We start from the raw sequence: 22,808 nt of genomic DNA on the forward strand, positions 1-22,808 counted from the left end.
GCGGTGACGTGGGTGTTTCCCTGGGGGGACCCGCGTCATTCCGGCGCGATGATGGCGACGAGTCGCGGGACCTCTGGCCGGAGGCGTTCGGTGACGAGCGCGGCGAGCAGCACCGTCCAGAGTTCCCGCAGGCGTTCGTACAGGTCGGTGCGGTCGGCGAGCACGTCCGACACCGTCTGCACGCCCGTGTACGCGGGGATGACGACGCGTCCGACCAACTCCGGGTCCCACCGCGGGTCGACCTCGCCGGCGTCGATCGCCTGGCGCACGGTCTGTGCGATGAGCGACATCCAGTCGGTGTACGGGTCCTGACGGGGGACGTCGTGCGTCGCGACCTCGGTCGACAGACGGATGCCGGCGCTCACGACCACCTCGGTGACCATCTGGGTCGCCAGTCCCTGTGACATCCACATGAGGGCTTCGAGCGGCGTCCGGCTCCGGGCGACCGCGGCTTCGCCGTAGCGCCGCGAGACCTCGTGCTGCTGCGCGATCACGGCACCGGCGAGGTCGGCCTTCGACGCGAAGTGGAAGTACAGCGCGCCCTTGGTCAGCCCGATCCGCTCGGCGACGCCGTCCATCGACGCACCGAGGTACCCGCGCTCGTCGAACTCGGCGGCCGCGGCCCCGATGATCGCCGCGCGGGTCTCGAGCGCCCGCTGCTGCCGGGTGCGTCCGTCCTGGGCCATCACCTGCCGATCGTAGTCCGCTCCGAGGCTGCGCACGGCCCGCGTCCGGGCGGGTGCCCTACGGTTGGCCGCCATGGACGGATGGCGGAACCCCGCGCGGTGGGCGCGGACCGGACGGTGGCTACTGCTGCCGATCGCGGTGCTGGACTGGGTGGCCCTCGCGCCGCAGACCATCGTCGTGCTCGCGTTCCTGATCGCCGTCGTCGGGCTCGCCGGGATGGCAGCCGCGCTCGTCGTGCACATGCTCGGGCGCTCCCGCGGTGCGATGGCGCTGCTCGGTGTCGTGCTGCTGCTCGGCGGGCTCGTGGTGTTCGGCCTCGACCCGTTCCCCGGCTCGTTCCCGCTGATCGACGCGTGGTGGCCCGAGTCGATCACGCAACCGCAGGTGGTCGGCAGTGCCTACTGGCAGCTCGCCGGCCTCGGCATCGAGCTCGCGGGCTTCGGCATGCTGGCCACGTTGCTCGTCGTCGCGCTGACGGGCGCACCGCGATCACGGCAGGACCGCTTCCGCTCCTGACGGCGGCGCAGCGGCACGTCGTTCAGCGGCGGCGCAGCAGCACGACGGTGACGTCCCGGCGGCTGTCCGCCGGCACGAGCGCGCGGATACGCTCGACCGCCGCGGTACCGGTCGGCTCGGACCGCACCAGGTCGGCCAGGTCGTCGAGGTGCCGGATGCCCTCGAGCGCCAGGACGCCCTCGGTGCACAGCACCAGCCGGTCGCCCGCCGCCAGGTCGAGCGTTGCGGGGGACCGCGGCACGGACTCCGGCTGCAGGCCGAGCGGCAGGTCGAGCGAGTGCAGCGCCCGGCTGGTGCCGTCGGCGCGGACGAGCACCGCGAGGCCGTGCCCGGCGTCCCCGAAGTCGACGTGCCCCGACGTCGGGTCGAGCCGCAGGTGGAAGAGCGAGCCGACGGCGTCCGCAGCGGACAGGTCGGCGGTGATCTGGGCCTCCAGGCCGCCGATCGCGTCCTGCAAGGCGGTCTCGGTGCGCGCCACCACGGCACCGCGCACTGCCGAGGCGAGGAGACCCGACGCTCGTCCCGCTGCCGACACGCCGCCCACGGTGACGTGCAGCACACCGTCGGTGGCGAGCCGCCAGTCGGCGACGTCCCCGCCGCCCGGCTCACGCCGGATCGCGAGGGTGTCCAGGTCGTACCCGGGGACGTCGACCGGTTCGGACACCAGGCCCTCGAGCACACGGTTGACCCGACTGCGGTCGATCGCGTGCCCGAGCTCCCGTTCGGCCCAGCGGGCGAGGTCACGGAGCAGCTCGAGGTCCTCGACCGACAGCTCGCGCGGGGTCGCGTCCATGATGCAGAGCGTGCCGACCCTGGTGCCGTCGTGCATCGTCAGCGGCGCCCCCGCGTAGAAGCGGATCCCGTGCTCCACCACCGCCGCGGTGTGCGCGAACCGGGCGTCGAGCGAGGTGTCGGGGATCACCATCGGCTCCGGACTGAGCACCGTCGTCGCGCAGAACTGCTCGCTCGCGGGCACGCTCGAGCCCTGGTGCCAGCCGAACGTCGACTGCGACGTGACGACGTCACTGTGGACGAGGTTGAGGAAGGTCAGCGGCACGCCGAACGCCTCGTGGGTCATGCGGGTGATGCGGTCGAAACGCTCCTCGGGGCCTGCCCCCAAGACCTCGAGCGCCTCGATCACCGCGGTGCGTCGGTCCGCACCGTCGAGATGGTTGGTCACACGCCCTGTCTACCCGCTCGGTCCGTCAGGAACCAGTCCCGCGGGTGGGGGTCGGCGCTGAGCGTGCGCCGCTCGGAGACCGGGGCCGCCCACGCCGCCGCGTTCGACAGCACCCGCTGGATGTCCGGGTGGTGGTAGACGGGGTACTCCTGGTCGCCGGGGGAGAAGTAGAAGACCTTGCCCAGACCGCGGCGGTAGGCGACCCCGGACCGGAAGACCTCGCCGCCGGCGAAGGTCGACAGGAAGACCTCTTCGTCGGGGCGCGGGATGTCGAAGTACTCGCCGTACATCTCCTGGCGCTCGATCACGATCGGGTGCGGCACCCCGGCGGCGATCGGGTGCTCCGGCGCGATCGTCCAGACGAGTTCGCGCTCACCGTCGTTGCGCCACTTCAGCGAGCAGGTGGTGCCCATCAGGCGCTTGAACGGCTTCGAGTAGTGCCCGGAGTGCAGCACCACCAGGCCCATGCCGGCGTGCACGGCGTCGACGACCAGGTCGACCACGGCGTCGCTGACCTCGTCGTGGGCGGCGTGGCCCCACCAGAACAGGACGTCGGTCGTGGCCAGGCGCTCGGCGGTGATGCCGTGGTCGGGCTCCTGCAGCGTCGCGGTGCTCACGGTGGCGTCGGGGTGGTGCTCACGGAGCGCTGCCGCGATCACGGTGTGCATGCCGTCGGGGTAGTGCCCGATGACCGTCGCGTCACCGCGGGTCTCGTGCACGTTCTCGTTCCAGACGACGATGTTCAGGGGACGGTTCTCGGTCGGCACTGACATGGCTCCAACGCTAGCCTCCCCGGGCGTCGAATCGATACGACCACCGGAGTGTCGGGGGTTTCCCGGGACGCGTCCGCGACGATGTGGGCATGACTCCCCGCTCCCTGTTCCGTGCCGCCGCGGTCGCCGAACTCGTGACCTGGACCATGCTCATCGCCGGGATGGTGCTCAAGTACGGCCTGGACGCCGGCGACTGGGGCGTCCGGATCGGCGGTGGGGTGCACGGCTTCGTGTTCCTGGCCTACCTCGTCGTGACGACCGTCGTCGCGGTCAACCAGCGGTGGTCGTTCGGGGCGCTCGTGCTCGGCTGGGCGAGTGCCGTCGTGCCGTACGCCACGGTGCCGTTCGAGGTCGCGGTCGCCCGCCGAGGCATGCTCGAGGGCCCGTGGCGCCGCTCACCCGACGCGCGCTCGGGCTTCTGGGACCGTCTGTTGTTCTTCGTGGTGCGTCGCCCCGCGATCGCGGTCGTCATCGGGGTCGTGGCGGTCGTCCTGGTCTTCGTGGTGCTGCTGGCGGCGGGGCCGCCCGTCCCGCGCTCCTGAGCCTCGTTCTGGCTCTGGCGTCGCGAGGGCGCGCCGTCGCGAGGTCGCGCTGCCCCGAGTTCGTGCGGCCGCGAGGTCGCGCCGTCGCGAGGTTCCACAACACGCCGCTCAGGTTCGCCGAGGTTCCAGAGACGGCCCGTTCGCGGCGCGAGATGCCGAGATTTCGGAACCTCGAGGGGCGCTGCGCGGGACGACGGGCGGGGACGGGGCGGGGACGGGGCGGGGCGGTCGCGGTGGACGCGCGCGACGACGGACGGGAGGCCCGGTGCCGGCTGGCACCGGGCCTCCCGTCCGTCAGGTGCGTGCGTCTAGAGCGCGGCGAGCGTCGCGTTCAACGTGGCGGACGGGCGCATGACCGCGCTCGTCTTGGCGTCGTCGGGACGGTAGTAGCCGCCGATGTCGGCCGGGTGGCCCTGCACGCCGTTCAGCTCCTCGACGATCTGCTGCTCCTGCGCGTCGAGCTTGCCCGCGATCTCGGCGAACGACGCGGCGAGCTCGGTGTCCGTCGTCTGCGCTGCGAGCTCTTCCGCCCAGTACTTGGCGAGGTAGAAGTGGCTGCCGCGGTTGTCGATCGAGCCGAGCTTGCGGCCCGGCGACTTGTCCTGTTCGAGGAAGGTCCCGGTGGCACGGTCGAGCGTCTCACCGAGGATCTTCGCCCGGTCGTTGCCCGTCACACCGGCGAGGTGCTCGAGGCTGACCGCCAGGGCCAGGAACTCGCCGAGGCTGTCCCAGCGCAGGTAGTTCTGCTGCACGAGCTGCTGCACGTGCTTCGGCGCCGAACCACCGGCACCGGTCTCGAACAGGCCACCACCGCCGAGCAGCGGGACGACGGAGAGCATCTTCGCCGAGGTGCCGAGCTCCATGATCGGGAACAGGTCGGTCAGGTAGTCGCGCAGGACGTTGCCCGTGACGGAGATGGTGTCCTCGCCGCGGCGGATGCGCTCGAGCGAGAAGCGCATGGCGTCCTCCGGCGAGAGGATCTCGATCTGCAGGCCCTCGGTGTCGAGCTCGCCCAGGTACTGGCGGACCAGACCGATCAGGTTCGCGTCGTGCGCACGGGTCTCGTCGAGCCAGAAGACGGCCGGGGTCTCCGAGGCGCGGGCACGGGTGACGGCGAGCTTGACCCAGTCGCGGATGGCGACGTCCTTGGTCTGGCAGGCACGCCAGATGTCACCGGGCTCGACGTCGTGCTCGATGACGACGTCACCGGCAGCGTTCGTCACGCGGACGGCGCCCGCGCCGGGGACCTCGAAGGTCTTGTCGTGCGAGCCGTACTCCTCGGCCTTCAGCGCCATGAGCCCGACGTTGGGCACGGAGCCCATCGTCGCCGGGTCGAAGGCACCGTTGACGCGGCAGTCGTCGATCACGGTCTGGTAGATGCCGGCGTAGCTCGAGTCCGGGATCACGGCGAGGGTGTCGTGCTCGTCGCCGTCCGGGCCCCACATGTGGCCGGAGGTGCGGATCATCGCGGGCATCGAGGCGTCCACGATGACGTCGCTCGGGACGTGCAGGTTCGTGATGCCCTTGTCCGAGTCGACCATCGCGAGCTCGGGGCCCGCGGCGATGCCGTCGGTGAAGGCCTGCTTGATCTCCGCGCCGTTCGGCAGGGCGTCGAGCCCGGCGAGGATCGAGCCGAGACCGTCGTTCGGGGTGAGCCCGGCGGCGGCGAGGTCGGCACCGAAGCGCTCGAACACCGACGGGAAGAACGCCTTGATGACGTGGCCGAAGATGATCGGGTCGGAGACCTTCATCATCGTCGCCTTGAGGTGCACGGAGAACAGGATGTCCTCGGCCGCGGCGCGCTGGATCTGGTCCTGCAGGAAGGCCTCGAGCGCCGCGACGTGCAGCACGGTGCCGTCGACGACCTCGCCCTGCACGACGGGGATCGACTGCTTGAGGACCTGGGTCTCGCCACCCTCGGCGACGAACGTGATCGTCAGGACGTCGTCGGCGGGGGCGATCCAGGACTTCTCGTTCGAGCGGAAGTCGTCGACGCCCATCGTGACGACGTTCGTCTTCGAGTCGCCGCTCCACGCACCCATGCGGTGCGGGTGCTTCCGGGCGTAGTTCTTGACGGACAGGGGAGCGCGGCGGTCGGAGTTGCCCTCGCGCAGCACGGGGTTGACGGCGCTGCCCTGGACGCGGCCGTAACGGGCGCGGGCGTCGCGCTCCTCGTCCGTCTTCGGCTCGTCGGGGTAGTCGGGCAGGTCGTAGCCCTGCGACTGCAGTTCCTTGATCGCGACCTTGAGCTGCGGGATCGACGCCGAGATGTTCGGCAGCTTGATGATGTTCGCCTCGGGGGTCTTCGCGAGCTCGCCGAGCTCGGCCAGGGCATCGTCCACGCGCTGCTCGTCGGTGAGCCGCTCCGGGAACTGGGCGATGATCCGGCCGGCGAGCGAGATGTCGCGGGTCTCGACGTCGACACCAGCGGTGCCGGCGAAGGCCTGGATGACCGGGAGGAAGGAGTGGGTGGCGAGGAACGGCGCCTCGTCCGTGAGGGTGTAGATGATCTTGGCCATGCTGGCGGGTACTCCCTTGTTCGACCGTCGGTACGTCCACGCTACTCGTGGTGCGGGATGTCTCGACATCAAGATACATGGTCCGGCCTGCGTCCGGCAGGGACACGGCAGACGTCCTGGAGGCGCACTGTCGATTCATAGGAACGCTCGGTGGACTGGTCTTCCGCAGTTCCAGAGCCGCAGGAGGGCGATCATGGCGACGACACGTGCGACACCGGAGGACTTCGGGTGGACCGCGGAGGACCTCCGCTCGGCCTACGCCTCGGACGGCAGCGGTCCGTTCCGGTACGCGCCGGACGGCAGCGGGCCGTTCTCGTACGACGTCGACGGATCCGGTCCGTGGCTCGTCGGGCCGGAACCCCGCCGCGGGCTGGCCCGGTTCGCCCCACGCGACCGCGGTGGACGCTCCCGACTCCGCCGCATCGGCACAGCGGTGAGCGCCGGGGCCCTGGCGCTCGTGCTCGCGGTCGGCAGCGTCGCGGTCGTCGCCCACGCCGCCCCTCCACACCCGTCCGTCCAGGCGGGGGCAGTCCACAGCGCCGGACCCGACGGGACCTGATCGCGCGCACGGTGCCACGCTGGACCGGTGACCGAACTCCTCGTCGTGGGCGTCATCGCCCTGATCGCCATCGCCGGTGCCGCCGTGCTCGGGCCCCGCATCGGGGTCGCGGCACCGTTGGTGCTCGTCGTCGTCGGGATCATCGCGAGCCTGCTGCCGTTCATCCCGGACGCAGAGATCGAGCCGGAGTGGATCCTCGCCGGGGTCCTGCCGCCGTTGTTGTACTCGTCGGCGGTGTCGATGCCGTCGATGAACTTCCGGCGCGAGTTCGGCGCCATCAGTGGCCTGTCGGTGCTGCTCGTCATCGCGTCGAGCCTGGTGCTCGGCCTGTTCTTCGCCTGGGTGGTGCCGGACCTCGGGTTCTGGTGGGGGATCGCCCTCGGTGCGATCGTCAGTCCCACCGACGCCGTCGCCACCTCGATCGTCAAGCAGACCTCGGTGTCGCGCCGGGCGATCTCGATCCTCGACGGCGAATCGCTGCTCAACGACGCCACCGCCCTGGTCCTCCTGCGCACGGCCGTCTTCACCGCTGGTGCATCGTTCTCGTTCTGGGGTGCGCTCGGCGACTTCGCCAAGGCCGTCGCCATCGCCGTGGTCATCGGCTGGTTCGTCGGTTGGGTGAACGTGTTCGTCCGTGCCCGGGTGCCGAACGCCGCGGTGAACACGGCACTGTCCTTCGCGGTGCCGTTCGTCGCCGCCCTGCCGACCGAGCACTTCGGTGGGTCCGGGCTCGTGGCCGCGGTCGTCGCCGGCCTGTTCACCGGGATCGTCGGGCCGCGCAGGCTCCCGCCGGGGCACCGCCTGTCGGACGCGCAGAACTGGCAGACCATCGAGCTCGTGCTCGAGGGCGCGGTGTTCCTGACGATGGGGCTCGAACTCGCGAGGATCCTCGGCGACGTGCAGCGGGAGCACGCGGGCATCGGTCCCGCGCTGCTCATCGCCGTCGGGGCCCTCGTGCTCACCGTGCTGGTACGGGCCGCGTACGTCGTCCCGCTGCTGTTCGCGCTGTCGGCGGCCGCCAAGCGCGGCGAGCGGATGCAGGAACGCTTCGCCGAGATGCACGCCGGCGACCGCGACGCGATGAGCGAGGTGATCCGCGAGCACCGGCCGGGCAACCGAGCACCCTCGGAGCGGGAACTCGACCGGTTCACGACGCGCGTCCGCCGCACCCTGGCGGACATCGCGTACTACACGAAGGCGCCACTGGGCTGGCGCGAGGGCACCGCCGTGGTCTGGGCCGGCATGCGCGGGGCGGTGACCGTCGCCGCCGCGCAGACCCTGCCCGAGGGGACGCCGCAACGATCGCTCCTGGTGTTCATCGCGTTCGCGGTGGCACTGCTCTCGCTCGTGGTCCAGGGCGGCACGATCGGCCCACTGCTCCGTCGGATCGCCGCCCCCGCACCCGACACATCGGCGCAGGACACCGAGGAGCGCAAGCGGCTGCTCGAGCTCATGCGGACGGCGGCAGAGGACGTCCCCGGGACCCGCGAGGCCGGCCCTCGGGCACGCGAAGAACTCGAGGCAGCCGACCCGGCCGAGCTCCGGGCGTGGATGGGACGCGAGAAGGCCCGACGACTCGCGGTGCTCGAGGCGCAGCGCGCGGCGATCCTCGACGCCCGCGACGACGGTTCCTTCGACGCCGAGGTGCTCGAGTCGATGCTGCAGAACCTCGACGCCGAGCAGATCGCCCTCGAGCTCCGCGGGGCGCCTGCCCGCTGACGACGGCCAGCCGATCAGGCCCCGTCTGGCCGATCAGGTACCGATCGACACCCGGAACACCCGGACGCCGGCGGCCCGGAGTGCTGCGAGCCCGAGCCGCATGCGCATGCTGCGGAACGGCCGCTCGAACCCCGACGGCGCCGATGCGGCGTCGATCTGGTGGAGCACCTCGGACGTCAGGGTGCGCTCGACCTTGGGTGCCAACCGTGTCAGCCCCGAGACCGTCACCACGATCCGGACGGCGTGCGGCACGAGCAGCGGATCGATGAGCTCAGCGGCTGCCTGCGCACGGTGGAACGCGGGGTCGTCACCGGGGCGCCGGATCGCGATGACCGCGAGTTCGGCGTCCCAGGTCTCCTCGGGATCCGGCAGGTCGTCGACACCGATGACCCGCATGCGGGCGGCGTCGATGCCCGCGCGCACCGCGGCGGCGCGGAGCACGGGCAGGAGTTCCTGGGTGCCGGCGAGCACGACGTCGGCGGTGCCGAGGTCGACCTGCGCGGGCCGCTCTCGCGGCGATCGGGCCATGGTGCGGGTCCTTCCGTCGCTTTCCCACGACGGTACCGATGGCGGACGGTCGGGGGACGTCCGAGCTCTCGGTGATCAGGTGCCTCCCAGCCCCGCGGTAACGAAAAGATCACGGTGGGGCCTGTACAAAGCGACAGAGTCGTGCAGAATGGTGGGCGGCCATGACGACTGCACCCGAACTCGACCAGCACCCGGAGACCCCGGTGGTGCACCTGTCCCGTCGCGCTGCCCTCGAGGCCGAGCGCGCTGCAGCCCGGAAGCCCCAGCGCCGAGCGGACAAGCCGGAGAAGCCCGCCAAGGTCGCGAAGCCGGCCAAGGCAGTGCAGGTCGCGAAGCCCGCCAAGGCAGCAACGGTCGCGAAGTCCGTCGGCCGCCGCGCCACCGCAGCCCGCGCGACGACCGAGCACGTCGACACCCGCATCACGCGCGTGGTCCGCCGCCCCGCTGCCGCCGTGACGAGCGTCGCGAAGGCCCCACGGGCCTCCCGGTCCGGTCGTGCCGGACGGATCACCCTGACCAGCGCGGCCGCTGCGATCGCGATGTTCGCCGCCTCGGCGATGCCCGCCCACGCCAGCGCCGGCACCTCGATGGCGACCTCGACCATCGCGCCGATCGTGCGCACCCAGGACTACGCGGTCACCCAGGCGGTCACCGCGACCGGGCTCGACCGCGACGGGTTCACCGTCGGCGGCGGCACTCCGCGCCGGGTCGTCACCACCGGCGGCACGGCCGACACGAGTGGCATCGCCGGCGAAGCCGTCTCGTACGGCGGCGCGGTCCGCTCCCCGTTCCCCGGCCCGGTGCAGATGAGCTCGGGCTTCGGCTACCGCTCGGCACCGTGCGGCGCGTGCTCCTCGCTGCACCAGGGCCTCGACTTCACGCCCGGTATGGGCACGGCCATCGGTGCCGTCGCCGCGGGCACCGTCCGGATCTCGGGCACGTACTTCTCGTACGGCAACGCCGTGATCATCGACCACGAGATCGACGGCCGCCAGGTGTCGACGCTCTACGGGCACATGATCCCGGGGTCGTCACCGCTCAAGGTCGGCGACCAGGTCGAGGCCGGTGAGTTCATCGGACTCGTGGGTTCCTCCGGCGTCTCGACCGGCGCGCACCTGCACCTCGAGGTCCTGATGGACGGCGTGACCCCGATCGACCCCGAGGCGTGGCTCGAAGCTCGCATCGGCCGCTCGCTGACGACGTAGCCCCCGACACCACCCACCCCGCACGCACCCCGGATGCACAGCAGACGTCGAGCGCTGGTGGGGTGACGTCCCAGCCGCCCTGTGCAGACTCACAGGCATGGACGATCACCACAGACCGCCCGCCCGTCGTCGATCCGAGGAAGCTGCCCGCTGATGGGCGCCGACACCTGGATCGCCTTCGGGCTCGTCATCCTCTTCGTGCTCGTCGGCGGGGTCTTCGCCGCCGCCGAGATCGCGCTCGTCTCGCTCCGTGAGTCGCAGCTGCAGCAGCTCGAACGCCGGGGCTCCCGTGGCCTGCGGGTCGCCGAACTCGGGCGTGACCCGAACCGGTTCCTCGCGGCCGTGCAGATCGGTGTGACCGTCGCCGGGTTCTTCTCCGCCGCGTACGGCGCCTCGTCGATCGCGCCCGACGTCGCGCCCCTGTTCACCGGGCTCGGACTCGGCCAGGGAGCCGCCGAGACGGTCGCCCTCGTGCTGATGACCCTCGTCATCGCCTACCTGTCGCTCGTGTTCGGCGAGCTGGTGCCGAAGCGACTCGCCCTGCAGCGGGCCGAGGGCTTCTCGATGCTCGTCGCGCCGACCCTCGACCGCTTCGCGACCCTGATGCGCCCCGTGATCTGGGTGCTGTCGGCCTCGACGAACCTCGTCGTCCGCGCACTCGGCGGCGACCCGAACGCCCGCAGCGAGTCGATGAGCACCGAGGAGCTCCGCGGCCTCGTCGACGAGCACACGGGTGTCGACGAGCAGGGCCGCCGGATCGCCCGGAGCGCGCTGGACGCCGGTGACCGGATCCTGCGCGAGTCGATGCGCCCCTGGTACGACGTGTCCACGATCGACGCCGCACTGACCATCGCCGAGGCCACCGACCACGCGATCGAGGTCGGACACACCCGGTACCTCGTGACCTCCGGCGGACGCGACGAGGTCGACGGCTTCGTGCACCTCCGCGACCTGCTCCGGCCGAGCGACCCGTCCGCACCGGTGTCGACCCTGGTGCGCCCGGTGCTCGCACTGCCGGAGACGAAGTCGTTGTCGAGCGCGATCGCGGACATGCGGACCGACGGGCACCAGATCGCCCTGGTCGTGGACGAGTACGGCGGCAGCGCGGGCATGGTCACGCTCGAGGCGCTGCTCGAGGACCTCGTCGGCCGCATTCGCGACGAGTACGACGAACCGACGGCCGAGCACGACGGCGTGGACGGGTCCACGGTGCTCGAGGACCTCGTCGCCGACGGCGGCCCGGCACTGCCCGACGGCGACTACGAGACCGTCGGCGGGCTCGTCCAGGTCCACCTGGACCGCGTGCCGGAGGTCGGCGACGTGGTCGCCGCCGGCGGACACCGCCTCGAGGTGACCGCCATGGACGGTCACCGGGTGGCGCGCGTGCGGATCACGGCCGACGTCACGCTCTGAACTCCGCGCAGCTGACCGGGAGGCCCGTGGCGGCGCCGCCACGGGCCTCCCGTCCGCCCGGCGGGTACCGCCAGGGCCTGCCGGACGGACAGCACTGCCACGTACGCTCTCCCCATGGGTATCGACGTGCGCAACGAGATCCGCGACTTCCTGTCCTCCCGGCGAGCGCGGCTCACCCCCGAGCAGGTCGGCATGCCGTCGTTCGGCGGCGGGGTCCGACGCGTCCCCGGGCTGCGGCGGCACGAGGTCGCGATGCTCGCCGGTGTGAGCGTCGACTACTACACACGCCTCGAGCGCGGATCGCTCAAGGGGGTCTCGGACAGCGTGCTCGAGGGCCTCGCGAGCGCCCTGCAGCTCGACGAGGACGAGCGCGTCCACCTGTGGGACCTCACCCGACTGGCGAACTCCGGCGCCAAGACGATGCACCGCACCGTCCCCACCCGGGTCCGCCCCGGCGTCCAGCGCCTGCTCGACGCCATCACCGGAGCGCCTGCCTGGGTGCGGAACGAACGCGGTGACGTCGTCGCGACGAACGAGCTCGGTCGCGCGCTGTACTCGCCGATGTTCGCCGGCCCGGGGCGCCCCGTGAACACCGCACGCTTCACGTTCCTCGACCCCGCGGCCCGCGACTTCTTCCCGGACTGGGCGCAGACCGCGAAGGACGCCGTCGCCGTGCTCCGGGCAGCCGCGGTGTCGAACCCGTGCGAGCCCGGACTCATCACCCTGGTCGGAGAGCTCTCCACGCGCAGCGAGGAGTTCCGCGGCTGGTGGGCCGCGCACGACGTCCGGCTGCAGCGCGCCGGCGGGAAGCGCATCGACCACCCGATCGTCGGCGAGCTCCGGTTGTCGTACGAGGCGCTTGACCTGGTCGCCGACCCCGGCCTGACCCTGTTCACGTACTCGGCCGAGCCGGGCAGCGAGTCCGAGCGGTCACTGGCCCTGCTCGGCACCTGGGCCGCGACGGAACGGGCCGAGCAGTACGCGGCCCTGCGCGCGGCGGAGTCCGAGTCCGAGTCGGTCGACTGAACCGCTGGTCGGCCCGGTGCGGGGTTCGTAGGCTGGGGACGTGACCAGGACGACGGACGGATCAGCGGGGGACGCCGACTACTCCCGCATCGGCCAGGATTACCGGCAGTACCGCCGTCCCGAACCGACGTTCGCACGGGCGATCGCGAAGGCCCTCGGCGACGCTCGCACCGTGCTCAACGTGGGGGCCGGTGCCGGGTCCTACGAGCCGACCGACCGACAGGTCACGGCCGTCGAACCCTCGGCGTCGATGCGCGCCCAACGACCGGACACCCTGTCGACGGCGATCGACGCGACCGCCGATGACCTGCCCTTCGACGACGACTCGTTCGACGCGGCGATGACGACGTTCTCGGTGCACCAGTGGGGCGACCTCGAACGCGGGCTCGCCGAGCTGCGCCGGGTGACCCGGGGTCCGATCGTGATCCTGACGTGCGACCCGGCCCGCGTCGAGGACTTCTGGCTCGCGGAGTACGCACCAGAGGTGATGGCGACCGAGGCCCGGCGCTACCCCGCGCTCGACCGCATCGCCGCCGCACTTGGCGACGACACCGTCACGACCACCCCGCTGCCGATCCCGTTCACGTGCGTCGACGGCTTCTCCGAGGCGTACTACGCCCGACCGGAGCGCCTGCTCGACCCGGGCGCCCGGAAGGCGAACTCGGCGTGGAGCTTCGTCGACGAGCTCACCGCACGGCGATCGGTGGCCGCCCTCCGCACCGCGCTCGACTCCGGCGAGTGGGACCGGCGCCACGGGGCGCTGCGGATCCGGCCGACCTACGAGGGCGCCCTCGTCCTCGTGACGGCCGTCCCCGCCGCTTGACACGTCGACGTAGGCTGGTCGGGTGAGCTTCCAGGAGGTGGTCGGCGCCCGTGACGCCGGCATCAGGGCGTGAGGCCCCCGGTCGTGCCGCAGGCACGGCCGCCCTCGTCGAACCCTGACCTCCTTCCGCCCGGTGCGGTGTGCTTCCGCACGCCCCGGGCCCGCTCGAAAGCGATGCACCATGCTCCCCATCACGGAGAAGACCCTCCGCACGTCCTTCGTCAACGCCTCCCGCAAGGAGACGACCGACATCACGCTGCCCGCCGACTTCGAGACGATCGACTGGGACGCGCTCGACTTCCTCGGCTGGCGCGACCCGAAGATCGGTCGGCGTGCGTACGCCGTCCTGCCGACGCTCGACGGAACGCTCGTCGGCATCGTGTTCCGGCAGGCCGAGGCCTCGTCGCGCTCACGGGCCCAGTGCTCGTGGTGCCAGGACGTCAAGCTGCCGAACGACGTCGTGTTCTACAGCGCGAAGCGGTCCGGCAAGGCGGGACGGAACGGCGACACCGTCGGCACGCTCGTCTGCCAGGACTTCCAGTGCTCGCGGAACGTCCGGAAGCTGCCGCCGCCCGCCTACGAGGGCTACGACGTCGAGGCCGCGCGCCTGCGGCGCATCGAGGACCTGCAGCTGCGCGCAGCGTCCTTCGCCACGGAGGTCTGAGCCGGGGCCGTTCCGCGCGTCGGAGGACGTTCCGCGCGTCGGAGGACGTTTCTTCCGTCCTCGTACGCGCGGAACGTCTCCCCGGGGGCGTTTCAGGGCCGCCGGTCGCGTTGCGGGGGAAACCGCCCGGTAACGCGGGTGAAACGGGCGTTCCATAGCCTCGGCACATGGATCTCGGCGACCTCGACGACGCGACCGCCCCCGACGCTGCCGCGGTGATCCGGCGCTGGGCCGACGTGCCCGCGTGGGTCGACGCCCTGGTGGCCGCGCGCCCGTTCGGCACGGTGCCGGCGCTGCTCGACCGGGCGCGTGCCGAGTCGGCGTCGTGGGGTGTGCCCGAGCTCGACCACGCCCTCGCGCAGCACCCGCGGATCGGCGAACGGACGACCGATGCCTCGTCGGCCCGCGAACAGTCGTCGATGCGCAGCGCCGACGACGCGGTGACCGGTCGGATCGCCGACGGCAACGCCGCGTACGAGCAGCGGTTCGGGCGGGTGTTCCTGGTGCGGGCCGCCGGCCGGACCCCCGAGGAGCTGCTGGCCGAGCTCGACCGGCGCCTCGCGGGCGACCCGGCGGTCGAGACGCGCGAGGCCGCCGCTGCCCTGTCCGACATCGCCCTGCACCGCATCCGTGCGACCTTCGCCGTGCCGCACCTGACCACGCACGTGCTCGACGCCACCACCGGGACCCCGGCGGTCGGCGTCGGCCTGACCCTCAGCACCGTCGACGGTGACGTCGTCGCGACCGGCTCGACCGACGCCGACGGCCGTGCGGCACTCGGCCCCGACGTGCTCGCGCGCACCGACCACGTGCTGCGCTTCGACACCGGGGCGTACTTCGCCGCTGCCGGGGTGCCGACCTTCCACCCGTTCGTGACCGTGGCGTTCCGCGTCACGGGAACCGAGCACCTGCACGTCCCACTGCTGCTGAGCCCCTTCGCCTACAGCACCTACCGAGGGAGTTGACCCGCCATGTCGGAGACCACCGTCCACCTGGGACCGAACAAGTACGGCAAGGCCGAGAACCGCCTGGTGCGGGTGACCCGGCACGGTGACCGGCACGAGATCGCCGACCTGACCGTGACGTCGCAGCTCATCGGCGAGGCGTTCGCCGGGTCGTTCACCAGCGGCGACAACTCCCGGATCGTCGCGACGGACACCCAGAAGAACACCGTGTTCGCCCTGGCGAAGGAGCACGGGGTCGGCGCCCCGGAGGACTTCCTCGCACTGCTCGCCGACCAGTTCACGAGCGAGTTCGACTGGGTCGAGGGCGGGCTCTGGCAGGCCGAGGTGCACCCGTGGGAACGCATCACGGTCGACGGGCAGCCGCACGACCACTCGTTCCGCCGCACCGGCACCGGCACCCGCCTGGCGACGGTGCACGTCGAGGCCGGCGAGCGCCACGTCACCGGCGGCGTGAAGGACCTGGTCGTCCTGAAGTCGACCGGCTCCGAGTTCCACGGCTTCCCGCGGTCGCGGTTCACGACCCTGCCGGAGACGACCGACCGGATCATGGCGACCGAGGTCACGGCGCGGTGGCGGTACCTGCCGTCCGCCGTCGAGGCCGGGATCGCCTACGACGCCCTGTACGAGGAGGTCGTCGCGGTGATGCTCGAGCAGTTCGCCACCGTGCACTCACTCGCCCTGCAGCAGACGCTGTGGGAGATGGGCCGCGCGGCGATCGAGCTGCGGCCGGAGCTCGCCGAGGTGCGGTTCGCGATGCCGAACAAGCACCACTTCGTCGTGGACCTGTCGCCGTTCGACCTGACGAACGAGAACGAGGTGTTCATCGCGGCCGACCGTCCCTACGGGCTGATCGAGGGGACGGTCGTCCGCGACGGCGTGGCCGAGGCGCCCGGTGCGTGGGAGCACCTGCCCGCCTTCGTCTAGGCCGAGGGCTCGCTGCTCGGCTCGCGCGATCCGTGCGGGTCGGGCAGTGCGATCGGCGCCGTCGACCGCACCCCGTCGTACGAACCGACCGCCGGGTCCTCGCCGTACCGCTCGGCCACGGAACGCGAGCCGAGCAGCAGGTTGAGCAGGATCGCCGCGACGGCACCGGCCGAGATCCCCGAGTCGAACACCAGGGTGAACCAGGTCGGGAACTGCCCGTAGATCTCCGGGGCGACGGTCGGCAGCAGCGCGATACCGAGGGGCAGCGCCACGACGAGCACGTTCCGGTTGTCGAACCGCACCTTCGACAGCGTCCTGATGCCCGACGCCGCCACCATGCCGAACAGGGCGACGCCGGCGCCGCCGAGCACCGCGTGCGGGATCGCCTCGACCACCGCGGCCACCTTCGGCACCAGGCCGAGCACGACGAGGATGCCGCCGGCCGCCGTCGCCACGTACCGGGAGCGCACGCCGGTCAGTGCGACGAGCCCGACGTTCTGCGCGAACGCCGTGTACGGGAACGTGTTGAACACCCCGCCGACGACGGTGCCGAGTCCGTCCGCCCGCAGGCCGTCGGCGAGCGTGCGCTTCGACACGGGACGCCCGGTGACCTCGCCGACCGCGATCATGTCGCCGGTGGTCTCGGTCATGATCACGAGCCCGACGACGAGCATCGACACGATCGAGGCGAGGTCGAACGTCGGCAGCCCGAAGTGGAACGGCGTGACGAAGGCGAACCAGCCCGCGTCGCCGATGCCCGACCCGTCGACCATGCCGGGGACGAACAGCGCCACGACGGTACCGAGCAGCAGCCCGAACAGCACCGACACCCGCGCGAGGCCGCGCGGTGCGAACCGTTCGACCAGGACGATCGCGAGCAGCACCCCGGCCGCGAACGCCACGTCGAGCGGGTCCGCAGCACCGTCCTTCCCACCGTCGGTGACCCAGCCGGCCGCGACGCTCATGAGCGACAGACCGATGATGAGGATGACCGTGCCGGTGACGATCGGCGGGAACAGCCGGACGAGCTGCGCGAACCACGGCGCGACCACCACCATGAAGACCCCGCACGCGATCGTCGCCCCGTAGACGGCGGTGATGCCGTGCTCGGTGCCGATCGCGATCATCGGGCCGACCGCGGCGAACGTGACGCCCTGCACGAGCGGCAGCCGGACCCCGAACCGCCAGAAGCCGACGGACTGCACGATCGTGGCGAGGCCCGCGACGAACAGGTCGGCGCTGATGAGGAAGGCCAGGTCGGCGCTGTCGAAGCCGAGGGCTCCGCCGACGATGAGCGGGACGGCGATCGCGCCCGCGTACATCGCGAGCACGTGCTGCAGTCCGAGCGGCAGGAGCCTGGCGAGCGGTGGGACGGAGTCGACGCCGTCGTCACTCCGGGTCGTGCGCGGTGTCTTCTCGGTCGTCATGGCGTCCCCTTCGAGCGGTGGTTTCCCTGTGCTCCGGACGCTATGCAGCCCGTGTTTCCCCGGGATGACGGGCGTGGGTCGCGTCGGTCACCGGGCTCCGGCCCGAAACGCACGCCGAGACGAGACGGGAGGCCCGTGGCGGATCCGCCACGGGCCTCCCGGCCGTCATCCGGTTGTGTCAGCGACCGATGGTCGACATGTCGGGGTAGCGGTCGCCGGTCGGGACCGGGAGCGCCGACAGGCGCGCGACCTGGTCCGCGGTGAGGGTCAGGTCGGCGGCTCCGACGTTCTCCTCGAGGCGCGACACACGCTTCGTGCCCGGGATCGGCACGATGTCGTCGCCCTGGGCGAGCAGCCAGGCGAGGGAGATCTGTGCCGGGGTCGCCTCGGCCTCGGCGGCGATCTCCTTGACGGCGTCGACGATGCGCATGTTCTGCGCGAACGCCTCCTCCTGGAACCGGGGGTTCGCCAGGCGGAAGTCGTCGGAGTCCAGGTCGGACGGCTTCGTGATCGCACCGGTCAGGAACCCGCGGCCGAGCGGCGAGTACGGCACCAGTCCGATGCCGAGCTCGCGCAGGGTGTCGAGCACCGCACCCTCGGGGTCGCGCGTCCACAGCGAGTACTCGCTCTGCAGGGCCGTGATCGGGTGCACGGCGTGGGCCTTGCGGATCGTCTCCGGACCGGCCTCGGACAGGCCGATGTGCCGGATCTTGCCCTCCTGCACGAAGCCGGCGAGCTGCCCGATGACGTCCTCGATCGGGACGGCCGGGTCGACGCGGTGCTGGTAGTACAGGTCGATGTGGTCGGTGCCGAGCCGACGGAGGGACCCCTCGAGCGCCTCGCGCACGGACTCGGGTGCGGAGCTGATGCCGCGGCCGGTGGCGGGCGTCTCCTCACCGATGGTGTGAGTGATGAGGCCGAACTTCGTCGCGATCACGACGTCGTCGCGGCGGTCGGCGAGGGCCCGGCGGAGCAGGTCCTCGTTCGTGTAGGGGCCGTACGCCTCGGCCGTGTCGAACAGGGTGACGCCGAGGTCGATCGCGCGGTGGATCGTGCGGATCGACCCCGCGTCGTCGGTGCCGGCGCCCGTGTAGAAGGCGCTCATGCCCATGGTGCCGAGGCCGACGGGTCCGACCTCGAGGTCTGCGAGCTTGCGTGTCTGCATGGTGCAGGTCTACTCCGGGTGCGCCGCTCGGAGGAAGGCACTGCCGGTGCCGGTCAGACACGGGCGCCCTTCGTGTGGATCCTCCAAGGTCCACGCGGGGCAGCGCGGCCTTCTGGTGTGATCGGGGCGTGAACCTGTACTTCCGGCTGTTCCTGCTGCGCCTGCGTGTCCGGCTCCGCCCGACGATCGGTGGACGGCGGCCGTCGCTCTGGGACGAGGTCCGCACCCCGTTCCGCGTGACCCTGACCGACCTCGACCCGCTGCGGCACGTCAACAACGGGAAGTACCTGTCGATGCTCGACCTCGGGCGGCTCGACCTGATGCTGCGGTCGGGGTTCTGGGGCGCGATCGCGGAGCGCGGCTGGTACCCGGTCGTCTCGGCGCAGACCATCACGTACAAGCGGTCCCTGACGCTCGGGCAGCGGTTCGAGCTCGTGACCCGGGTGCTCGGCGTCGACGACCGGGCCGTGTACCTGGAGCAGACCTTCGTCCGTCGCGGAGCCGTCGTCGCCCGTGCCGTCGTGCAGGCGCGGTTCCTGCGACGCTCCGGCGGGACCGTCCCGATGACGGACCTGCTCGACGCCGTGGGCGGAGCACCGGCCGACCGCGACCTGCCCGAGTGGGTGCACGGGTGGGCTGGCGCCGTCCGGATCAGCAGCGCGGCGTAGTCACGGCGGCGGTACGCTCGGGGACGGGGTGGACACCCCGGGACGGAAGGGGAACGTCATGGTCGTGGTGTGGATCGTCATCGGAGTGGTCGTGGCCATCGCCGCGCTGCTCACCGTGCTCGAGGTGCAGAACCGTCGTCGTGCGAAGCGCCTCGCCCACCTCGAACCCGTCGACCCGACCCTCGGAGCCCGATCCCTCGCCGACGCCGAAGCGGCGCACTCGATGACCGAGGGCCTCGCGAAGTCCGCACACCCCGGCATCACCGGTGCCGGCGGCGGACTCGCCGGGTCGTGACGCACCGCCCGACCAGGCGGATCCTGCTCGCCGGGGGCGTCGGACTCGGGCTCGCCGGGGTCCTGGCAGCGTGCAGCCGGCCGAGCCCCGCTCCGTCGGGTTCGCCGCGACCGACCTCGAGCGGCTCCGCACAGCCGACCAGGACGCCGTCGAGCACGCCGACGCCCGGCGGCCCCGACTCGTGGGACGCCCTCGCCGCCGCCGTCTCGGGCACGGTGCTCCGGTCCGGATCGAACGGCTGGGACAGCGCCCGCGTGCTCGAGAACCCGCGCTACGACGACGCCGACCCGCAGGGCATCCTGCGCGCTGCCGGCGTGGCCGACGTGCAGGCCGGTCTCGCGTTCGCGCGGAACACCCGCACCCCCGTCGCACTGCGCGCGGGCGGACACTCGTACACGGGCTGGTCGGCCGGCGGCGCCCCAGGCACCGACGTCCCGCGGTCGCTCGTGATCAGCACGCAGGACCTCGACGGCATCGAACTGCACGACGACGACACCGTCACGATCGGCCCGGGTGCGCAGCTCGGTGACGTCTACGCCGCGCTCGCGACGGCCGGACGGGCGATCGGCGCCGGCTCCTGCCCGACCGTCGGCATCGGCGGGCTCACCCTCGGCGGTGGGGTCGGCGTGCTCGTCCGCTCGTTCGGGCTGACCTGCGACCAGCTCACCGGCGTCACGCTCGTCACCCCGGACGGCACCGTGCACGAGGTCTCGACGTCCAGCGAACCGGACCTGTTCTGGGCCTGCCGCGGTGGGGGCGGTGGAACCGTCGGCGTCGTGACCGCACTGACGTACCGGACGCAGGCCGCGCCTCCCGTCCTGCTCTTCAGCATCACGTTCGCGTGGTCGGCCGCCGCTGCCGTGGTGCGCGCCTGGCAGGACTGGGCGCCCACCGCCGACCCGAAGCTGTGGTCGACGCTCAAGCTGCTGAACGGCAGTCGGCACACCGCCCCGACGGTCACCGTGACCGGCGTGTGGACCGGATCGAAGACCGGCGCCGACACCTCCGTCGACGGTTTCATCGCCGCCACCGGCGCGAAGCCGCTCGCCCACACCGGGCGGGTGCTCACCTACGGCGCCGCGATGTCCGCGCTGGCGGGGAAGCCGCAGCGGGTGTCCGAGGCAGCGACGTCGTCGATCGGATCGGCGAAGCTCACCGACGCGCAGATCGACGTGCTCGTCACCCGGGCGGCGGCGGCGGGCGACGTCGACGGCAACCTCGAGGGCGGGGTCGCGCTCGATGCCCTCGGCGGCGTCGTGGCGGACGTCGGGCGGACCGACTCGGCGTTCCCGTGGCGGTCCGCGCTCATGACCGTGCAGTACACCGCGGTCTTCGCCGACGGCGCGGACCCGGCCCCCTTCGACGCGTACGCGCGGGGGTTCCGGAAGGCCATGCGGCCGGCGTGGGGCGACGCGGCGTACGCGAACTACTGCGACGCGGCCATCACGGACCCGTCGGCCTACTTCGGGGACAACACCTCGCGCCTGCACCGGATCGCGGAACAGGCCGATCCGACGGGCGTGCTCGACCAGCCGAACTGGGTCTGACGCCGCACGAGTCTCGGCCCGACGCACGCGAGTCTCGGTGTGAGCGACAGTTCTCGTGGCGCGCACCGCGAGAACTGTCGCCCTCACCGAGTCTCGGACCAGGCCGGCCGACCGACCGCGCCCTACGATGACCGCATGGACATCGTCGACCTGGTGCTGCCGGACGCCGCTGCCTGGCGCGTGTGGCTCGACGAGCACGAGGACGACGCCGACGGGGTGTGGCTCGTGCTCGCGAAGAAGGGCTTCACGGAGCCGACGACCCTGACCTACGACACCGCCCTCGACGAGGCGCTGTGCTCCGGGTGGATCGACGGGCAGAAGCGCGGGCGCGACGACGCGACGTTCCGGCAGCGGTTCACCCCGCGACGGAAGGCCTCACTCTGGTCGCAGCGCAACCTCGGGCTCGTCGCGACGCTGATCGCCGACGGCCGGATGCGCGAGCGAGGGCAGGCCGAGATCGACCGGGCGAAGGAGGACGGCCGGTGGGACCGTGCCTACGCCGGAGCGGCGAGCGCCACCGTCCCCGAGGACCTGCGGGCGGCACTCGACGCCGCGCCCACGGCAGCCGCCCTGTTCGCCGAGCTCGACGCGACGAACCGGTACGCCGTGCTGCACCGGATCACGACGGCGCCGAGTGCGCCCTCGCGGACGAGCCGGCTGACGAAGCTCGTCGCCGGGCTGGAACGTGGCGAGACGCCGTACCCGCGTCCGGACCGGTCGGAGGGCCGGGGGACACCGACTCAGGGACCGGCAACGCCTCCGGCGTAGACCGGGGACATGACCACAGGCACCGACACCACGAACCGTCCGGCCACCGCCTCCGGCACCTTCCGCATCGGGGGCGACCTCGAGGTCCACCGCCTCGGCTACGGCACCATGCAGCTCACCGGCCCCGGAGTCTGGGGGCCGCCGAAGGACCACGACGAGGCCGTCCGCGTCCTCAAGCGCGCCGTCGAGCTCGGCGTGGACTTCTTCGACACCGCCGACTCGTACGGCCCCTACGTCGCCGAGGAGCTCCTGCACGAGGCGCTCCACCCCTACGGCGACGACGTCGTCATCGCGACGAAGGCCGGCCTCACCCGGACCGGCCCGAACGAGTGGCCGCCGGTCGGCCGTCCGGAGTACCTGCGACAGGAGGCCGAGATGAGCCTCCGTCGTCTGGGCCTCGAGCGCATCGACCTGTTCCAGCTGCACCGCATCGACCCGAAGGTCCCGCTCGAGGACCAGGTCGGCGAGCTGAAGAAGCTGCAGGACGAGGGCAAGATCCGGCACATCGGCCTGTCCGAGGTGTCGGTCGACGACGTCAAGGCAGCCCAGGAGATCGCGACGATCGTCTCCGTCCAGAACCTGTACAACCTGCAGAAGCGCGACGCCGAGGAGCTCCTCGACTGGTCGACCGAGCAGGGCATCGCGTTCATCCCGTGGTTCCCGCTCGCGACCGGCGGGCTGACCGGCGAGGACTCCCCGCTCACCGAGATCGCGTCGCGCAAGGGTGCGTCGCCGGCGCAGCTCGCGCTCGCCTGGCTGCTCAAGCGCTCGCCCGTCGTGCTCCCGATCCCCGGCACGTCGAGCGTCTCGCACCTGGAGGACAACCTGCAGGGCGCGACCATCGAGCTGACCGACGACGAGTTCGAGGAGCTGTCGAAGCTGGGTTCCTGACACG

General features: G+C 71.9%; 23 protein-coding genes. 16 read left to right on the forward strand and 7 right to left on the reverse strand.

Translation table 11 applies throughout. The features are described 5' to 3' along the window. Positions 1 to 35 precede the first annotated feature (35 nt). Positions 36 to 686 carry a ScbR family autoregulator-binding transcription factor gene (locus ABH929_RS01630; protein WP_404559876.1) on the reverse strand — a complete coding sequence of 217 codons (651 nt, stop codon included), beginning with the start codon at positions 684 to 686 and terminating at the stop codon, positions 36 to 38. Positions 687 to 759: 73 nt separating this feature from the next. Between ABH929_RS01630 and ABH929_RS01635 the strand changes: the two genes are divergently transcribed. After that, positions 760 to 1,203: a hypothetical protein gene (locus ABH929_RS01635; protein ID WP_205463403.1), complete on the forward strand. Its 444-nt coding sequence runs from the start codon at positions 760 to 762 to the stop codon at positions 1,201 to 1,203. Between the two features lie 22 nt (positions 1,204 to 1,225). Here the strand turns inward: ABH929_RS01635 and ABH929_RS01640 are convergent, their stop codons facing one another. Both ABH929_RS01640 and ABH929_RS01645 read right to left on the reverse strand, forming a co-directional pair. Next, a complete protein-coding gene (locus tag ABH929_RS01640; RefSeq protein WP_404559878.1) occupies positions 1,226 to 2,383 on the reverse strand; it encodes a PP2C family protein-serine/threonine phosphatase in 1,158 nt (385 codons plus the stop codon). Continuing rightward, on the reverse strand, positions 2,380 to 3,156 hold the full coding sequence (locus ABH929_RS01645) for a ThuA domain-containing protein (RefSeq protein ID WP_404559880.1): 777 nt from the start codon (positions 3,154 to 3,156) through the stop codon (positions 2,380 to 2,382). Before ABH929_RS01645 ends, ABH929_RS01640 begins: the two co-directional genes overlap by 4 nt. A gap of 89 nt (positions 3,157 to 3,245) precedes the next feature. Here ABH929_RS01645 and ABH929_RS01650 point away from each other — a divergent pair, with 89 nt between their 5' ends. Next, positions 3,246 to 3,698, forward strand: coding sequence for a DUF3817 domain-containing protein (locus tag ABH929_RS01650; RefSeq protein ID WP_404559881.1), 453 nt, complete (start codon positions 3,246 to 3,248; stop codon positions 3,696 to 3,698). 308 nt (positions 3,699 to 4,006) lie between these two features. Here ABH929_RS01650 and ABH929_RS01655 read toward each other — a convergent pair whose 3' ends face one another. After that, complete coding sequence (locus ABH929_RS01655) at positions 4,007 to 6,217, reverse strand: NADP-dependent isocitrate dehydrogenase (protein WP_404559883.1); 2,211 nt, start codon at positions 6,215 to 6,217, stop codon at positions 4,007 to 4,009. A gap of 193 nt (positions 6,218 to 6,410) precedes the next feature. Here ABH929_RS01655 and ABH929_RS01660 point away from each other — a divergent pair, with 193 nt between their 5' ends. Together ABH929_RS01660 and ABH929_RS01665 are read left to right on the forward strand one after the other, a co-directional pair. Further along, positions 6,411 to 6,776, forward strand: a complete 366-nt coding sequence (locus ABH929_RS01660; protein WP_404559885.1) for a hypothetical protein — start codon at positions 6,411 to 6,413, stop codon at positions 6,774 to 6,776. A gap of 27 nt (positions 6,777 to 6,803) precedes the next feature. Next, positions 6,804 to 8,495 carry a cation:proton antiporter gene (locus ABH929_RS01665; protein ID WP_404559886.1) on the forward strand — a complete coding sequence of 564 codons (1,692 nt, stop codon included), beginning with the start codon at positions 6,804 to 6,806 and terminating at the stop codon, positions 8,493 to 8,495. Positions 8,496 to 8,528: 33 nt separating this feature from the next. Here the strand turns inward: ABH929_RS01665 and ABH929_RS01670 are convergent, their stop codons facing one another. Next, entirely contained in the window at positions 8,529 to 9,023 is a 495-nt protein-coding gene (locus ABH929_RS01670; protein ID WP_111083592.1) for a hypothetical protein, read from the reverse strand. Between the two features lie 161 nt (positions 9,024 to 9,184). Here ABH929_RS01670 and ABH929_RS01675 point away from each other — a divergent pair, with 161 nt between their 5' ends. The 7 genes from ABH929_RS01675 to pucL all read left to right on the forward strand — a co-directional run bounded on the left by ABH929_RS01675 (position 9,185) and on the right by pucL (position 16,043). Next, positions 9,185 to 10,228, forward strand: coding sequence for a M23 family metallopeptidase (locus tag ABH929_RS01675; RefSeq protein ID WP_404559888.1), 1,044 nt, complete (start codon positions 9,185 to 9,187; stop codon positions 10,226 to 10,228). A 153-nt stretch (positions 10,229 to 10,381) separates the two neighbouring features. Next, on the forward strand, positions 10,382 to 11,641 hold the full coding sequence (locus ABH929_RS01680; protein WP_111083594.1) for a hemolysin family protein: 1,260 nt from the start codon (positions 10,382 to 10,384) through the stop codon (positions 11,639 to 11,641). A 114-nt stretch (positions 11,642 to 11,755) separates the two neighbouring features. Continuing rightward, positions 11,756 to 12,667 (forward strand): helix-turn-helix transcriptional regulator, encoded by a 912-nt coding sequence (locus ABH929_RS01685; RefSeq protein ID WP_404559889.1) that lies wholly within the window; start codon positions 11,756 to 11,758, stop codon positions 12,665 to 12,667. A gap of 40 nt (positions 12,668 to 12,707) precedes the next feature. Next, positions 12,708 to 13,490, forward strand: a complete 783-nt coding sequence (locus ABH929_RS01690) for a class I SAM-dependent methyltransferase (RefSeq protein WP_404559890.1) — start codon at positions 12,708 to 12,710, stop codon at positions 13,488 to 13,490. Between the two features lie 181 nt (positions 13,491 to 13,671). Further along, complete coding sequence (locus tag ABH929_RS01695) at positions 13,672 to 14,154, forward strand: FBP domain-containing protein (RefSeq protein WP_404559892.1); 483 nt, start codon at positions 13,672 to 13,674, stop codon at positions 14,152 to 14,154. 167 nt (positions 14,155 to 14,321) lie between these two features. Continuing rightward, positions 14,322 to 15,119, forward strand: coding sequence for a 2-oxo-4-hydroxy-4-carboxy-5-ureidoimidazoline decarboxylase (uraD, locus tag ABH929_RS01700; protein ID WP_404559893.1), 798 nt, complete (start codon positions 14,322 to 14,324; stop codon positions 15,117 to 15,119). Positions 15,120 to 15,125: 6 nt separating this feature from the next. Next, entirely contained in the window at positions 15,126 to 16,043 is a 918-nt protein-coding gene (gene pucL, locus ABH929_RS01705; protein WP_404559894.1) for a factor-independent urate hydroxylase, read from the forward strand. Here the strand turns inward: pucL and ABH929_RS01710 are convergent. After that, on the reverse strand, positions 16,040 to 17,470 hold the full coding sequence (locus ABH929_RS01710; RefSeq protein WP_263055293.1) for a nucleobase:cation symporter-2 family protein: 1,431 nt from the start codon (positions 17,468 to 17,470) through the stop codon (positions 16,040 to 16,042). The two genes, pucL and ABH929_RS01710, sit on opposite strands and share 4 nt — an antisense overlap. Before the next feature lie 178 nt (positions 17,471 to 17,648). Further along, positions 17,649 to 18,635 (reverse strand): aldo/keto reductase, encoded by a 987-nt coding sequence (locus ABH929_RS01715; protein WP_404559896.1) that lies wholly within the window; start codon positions 18,633 to 18,635, stop codon positions 17,649 to 17,651. Between the two features lie 128 nt (positions 18,636 to 18,763). Between ABH929_RS01715 and ABH929_RS01720 the strand changes: the two genes are divergently transcribed. The 5 genes from ABH929_RS01720 (at position 18,764) to ABH929_RS01740 (ending at position 22,804) form a co-directional block, all read left to right on the forward strand. Further along, on the forward strand, positions 18,764 to 19,303 hold the full coding sequence (locus ABH929_RS01720; protein WP_404559898.1) for an acyl-CoA thioesterase: 540 nt from the start codon (positions 18,764 to 18,766) through the stop codon (positions 19,301 to 19,303). A 58-nt stretch (positions 19,304 to 19,361) separates the two neighbouring features. After that, positions 19,362 to 19,598: a hypothetical protein gene (locus ABH929_RS01725; RefSeq protein WP_205463416.1), complete on the forward strand. Its 237-nt coding sequence runs from the start codon at positions 19,362 to 19,364 to the stop codon at positions 19,596 to 19,598. Beyond that, positions 19,595 to 21,145 (forward strand): FAD-binding oxidoreductase, encoded by a 1,551-nt coding sequence (locus ABH929_RS01730; RefSeq protein WP_404559900.1) that lies wholly within the window; start codon positions 19,595 to 19,597, stop codon positions 21,143 to 21,145. Before ABH929_RS01725 ends, ABH929_RS01730 begins: the two co-directional genes overlap by 4 nt. 135 nt (positions 21,146 to 21,280) lie before the next feature. Further along, positions 21,281 to 21,913, forward strand: a complete 633-nt coding sequence (locus ABH929_RS01735) for a YdeI family protein (RefSeq protein ID WP_404559902.1) — start codon at positions 21,281 to 21,283, stop codon at positions 21,911 to 21,913. A gap of 9 nt (positions 21,914 to 21,922) precedes the next feature. After that, the gene (locus ABH929_RS01740) at positions 21,923 to 22,804 is read left to right on the forward strand and encodes an aldo/keto reductase (RefSeq protein ID WP_404559903.1); all 882 of its coding nucleotides are present in this window, start codon (positions 21,923 to 21,925) and stop codon (positions 22,802 to 22,804) included. The last annotated feature ends 4 nt before the right edge of the window (positions 22,805 to 22,808 follow it).

Origin of the sequence: Curtobacterium sp. AB7 (assembly GCF_044909335.1) — a bacterium.
Classification (GTDB): domain Bacteria; phylum Actinomycetota; class Actinomycetes; order Actinomycetales; family Microbacteriaceae; genus Curtobacterium.

Coding starts and splice junctions, on each gene's coding strand:
- ABH929_RS01670 (WP_111083592.1), bottom strand. CDS start 9,023: ATGGCCCGATCGCCGCGAGAGCGGCCCGCGCAGGTCGACCTCGGCACC.
- uraD (WP_404559893.1), top strand. CDS start 14,322: ATGGATCTCGGCGACCTCGACGACGCGACCGCCCCCGACGCTGCCGCG.
- ABH929_RS01655 (WP_404559883.1), bottom strand. CDS start 6,217: ATGGCCAAGATCATCTACACCCTCACGGACGAGGCGCCGTTCCTCGCC.
- ABH929_RS01740 (WP_404559903.1), top strand. CDS start 21,923: ATGACCACAGGCACCGACACCACGAACCGTCCGGCCACCGCCTCCGGC.
- ABH929_RS01675 (WP_404559888.1), top strand. CDS start 9,185: ATGACGACTGCACCCGAACTCGACCAGCACCCGGAGACCCCGGTGGTG.
- ABH929_RS01680 (WP_111083594.1), top strand. CDS start 10,382: ATGGGCGCCGACACCTGGATCGCCTTCGGGCTCGTCATCCTCTTCGTG.
- ABH929_RS01630 (WP_404559876.1), bottom strand. CDS start 686: ATGGCCCAGGACGGACGCACCCGGCAGCAGCGGGCGCTCGAGACCCGC.
- ABH929_RS01715 (WP_404559896.1), bottom strand. CDS start 18,635: ATGCAGACACGCAAGCTCGCAGACCTCGAGGTCGGACCCGTCGGCCTC.
- ABH929_RS01725 (WP_205463416.1), top strand. CDS start 19,362: ATGGTCGTGGTGTGGATCGTCATCGGAGTGGTCGTGGCCATCGCCGCG.
- ABH929_RS01710 (WP_263055293.1), bottom strand. CDS start 17,470: ATGACGACCGAGAAGACACCGCGCACGACCCGGAGTGACGACGGCGTC.
- pucL (WP_404559894.1), top strand. CDS start 15,126: ATGTCGGAGACCACCGTCCACCTGGGACCGAACAAGTACGGCAAGGCC.
- ABH929_RS01650 (WP_404559881.1), top strand. CDS start 3,246: ATGACTCCCCGCTCCCTGTTCCGTGCCGCCGCGGTCGCCGAACTCGTG.
- ABH929_RS01685 (WP_404559889.1), top strand. CDS start 11,756: ATGGGTATCGACGTGCGCAACGAGATCCGCGACTTCCTGTCCTCCCGG.
- ABH929_RS01660 (WP_404559885.1), top strand. CDS start 6,411: ATGGCGACGACACGTGCGACACCGGAGGACTTCGGGTGGACCGCGGAG.
- ABH929_RS01735 (WP_404559902.1), top strand. CDS start 21,281: ATGGACATCGTCGACCTGGTGCTGCCGGACGCCGCTGCCTGGCGCGTG.
- ABH929_RS01695 (WP_404559892.1), top strand. CDS start 13,672: ATGCTCCCCATCACGGAGAAGACCCTCCGCACGTCCTTCGTCAACGCC.
- ABH929_RS01645 (WP_404559880.1), bottom strand. CDS start 3,156: ATGTCAGTGCCGACCGAGAACCGTCCCCTGAACATCGTCGTCTGGAAC.
- ABH929_RS01635 (WP_205463403.1), top strand. CDS start 760: ATGGACGGATGGCGGAACCCCGCGCGGTGGGCGCGGACCGGACGGTGG.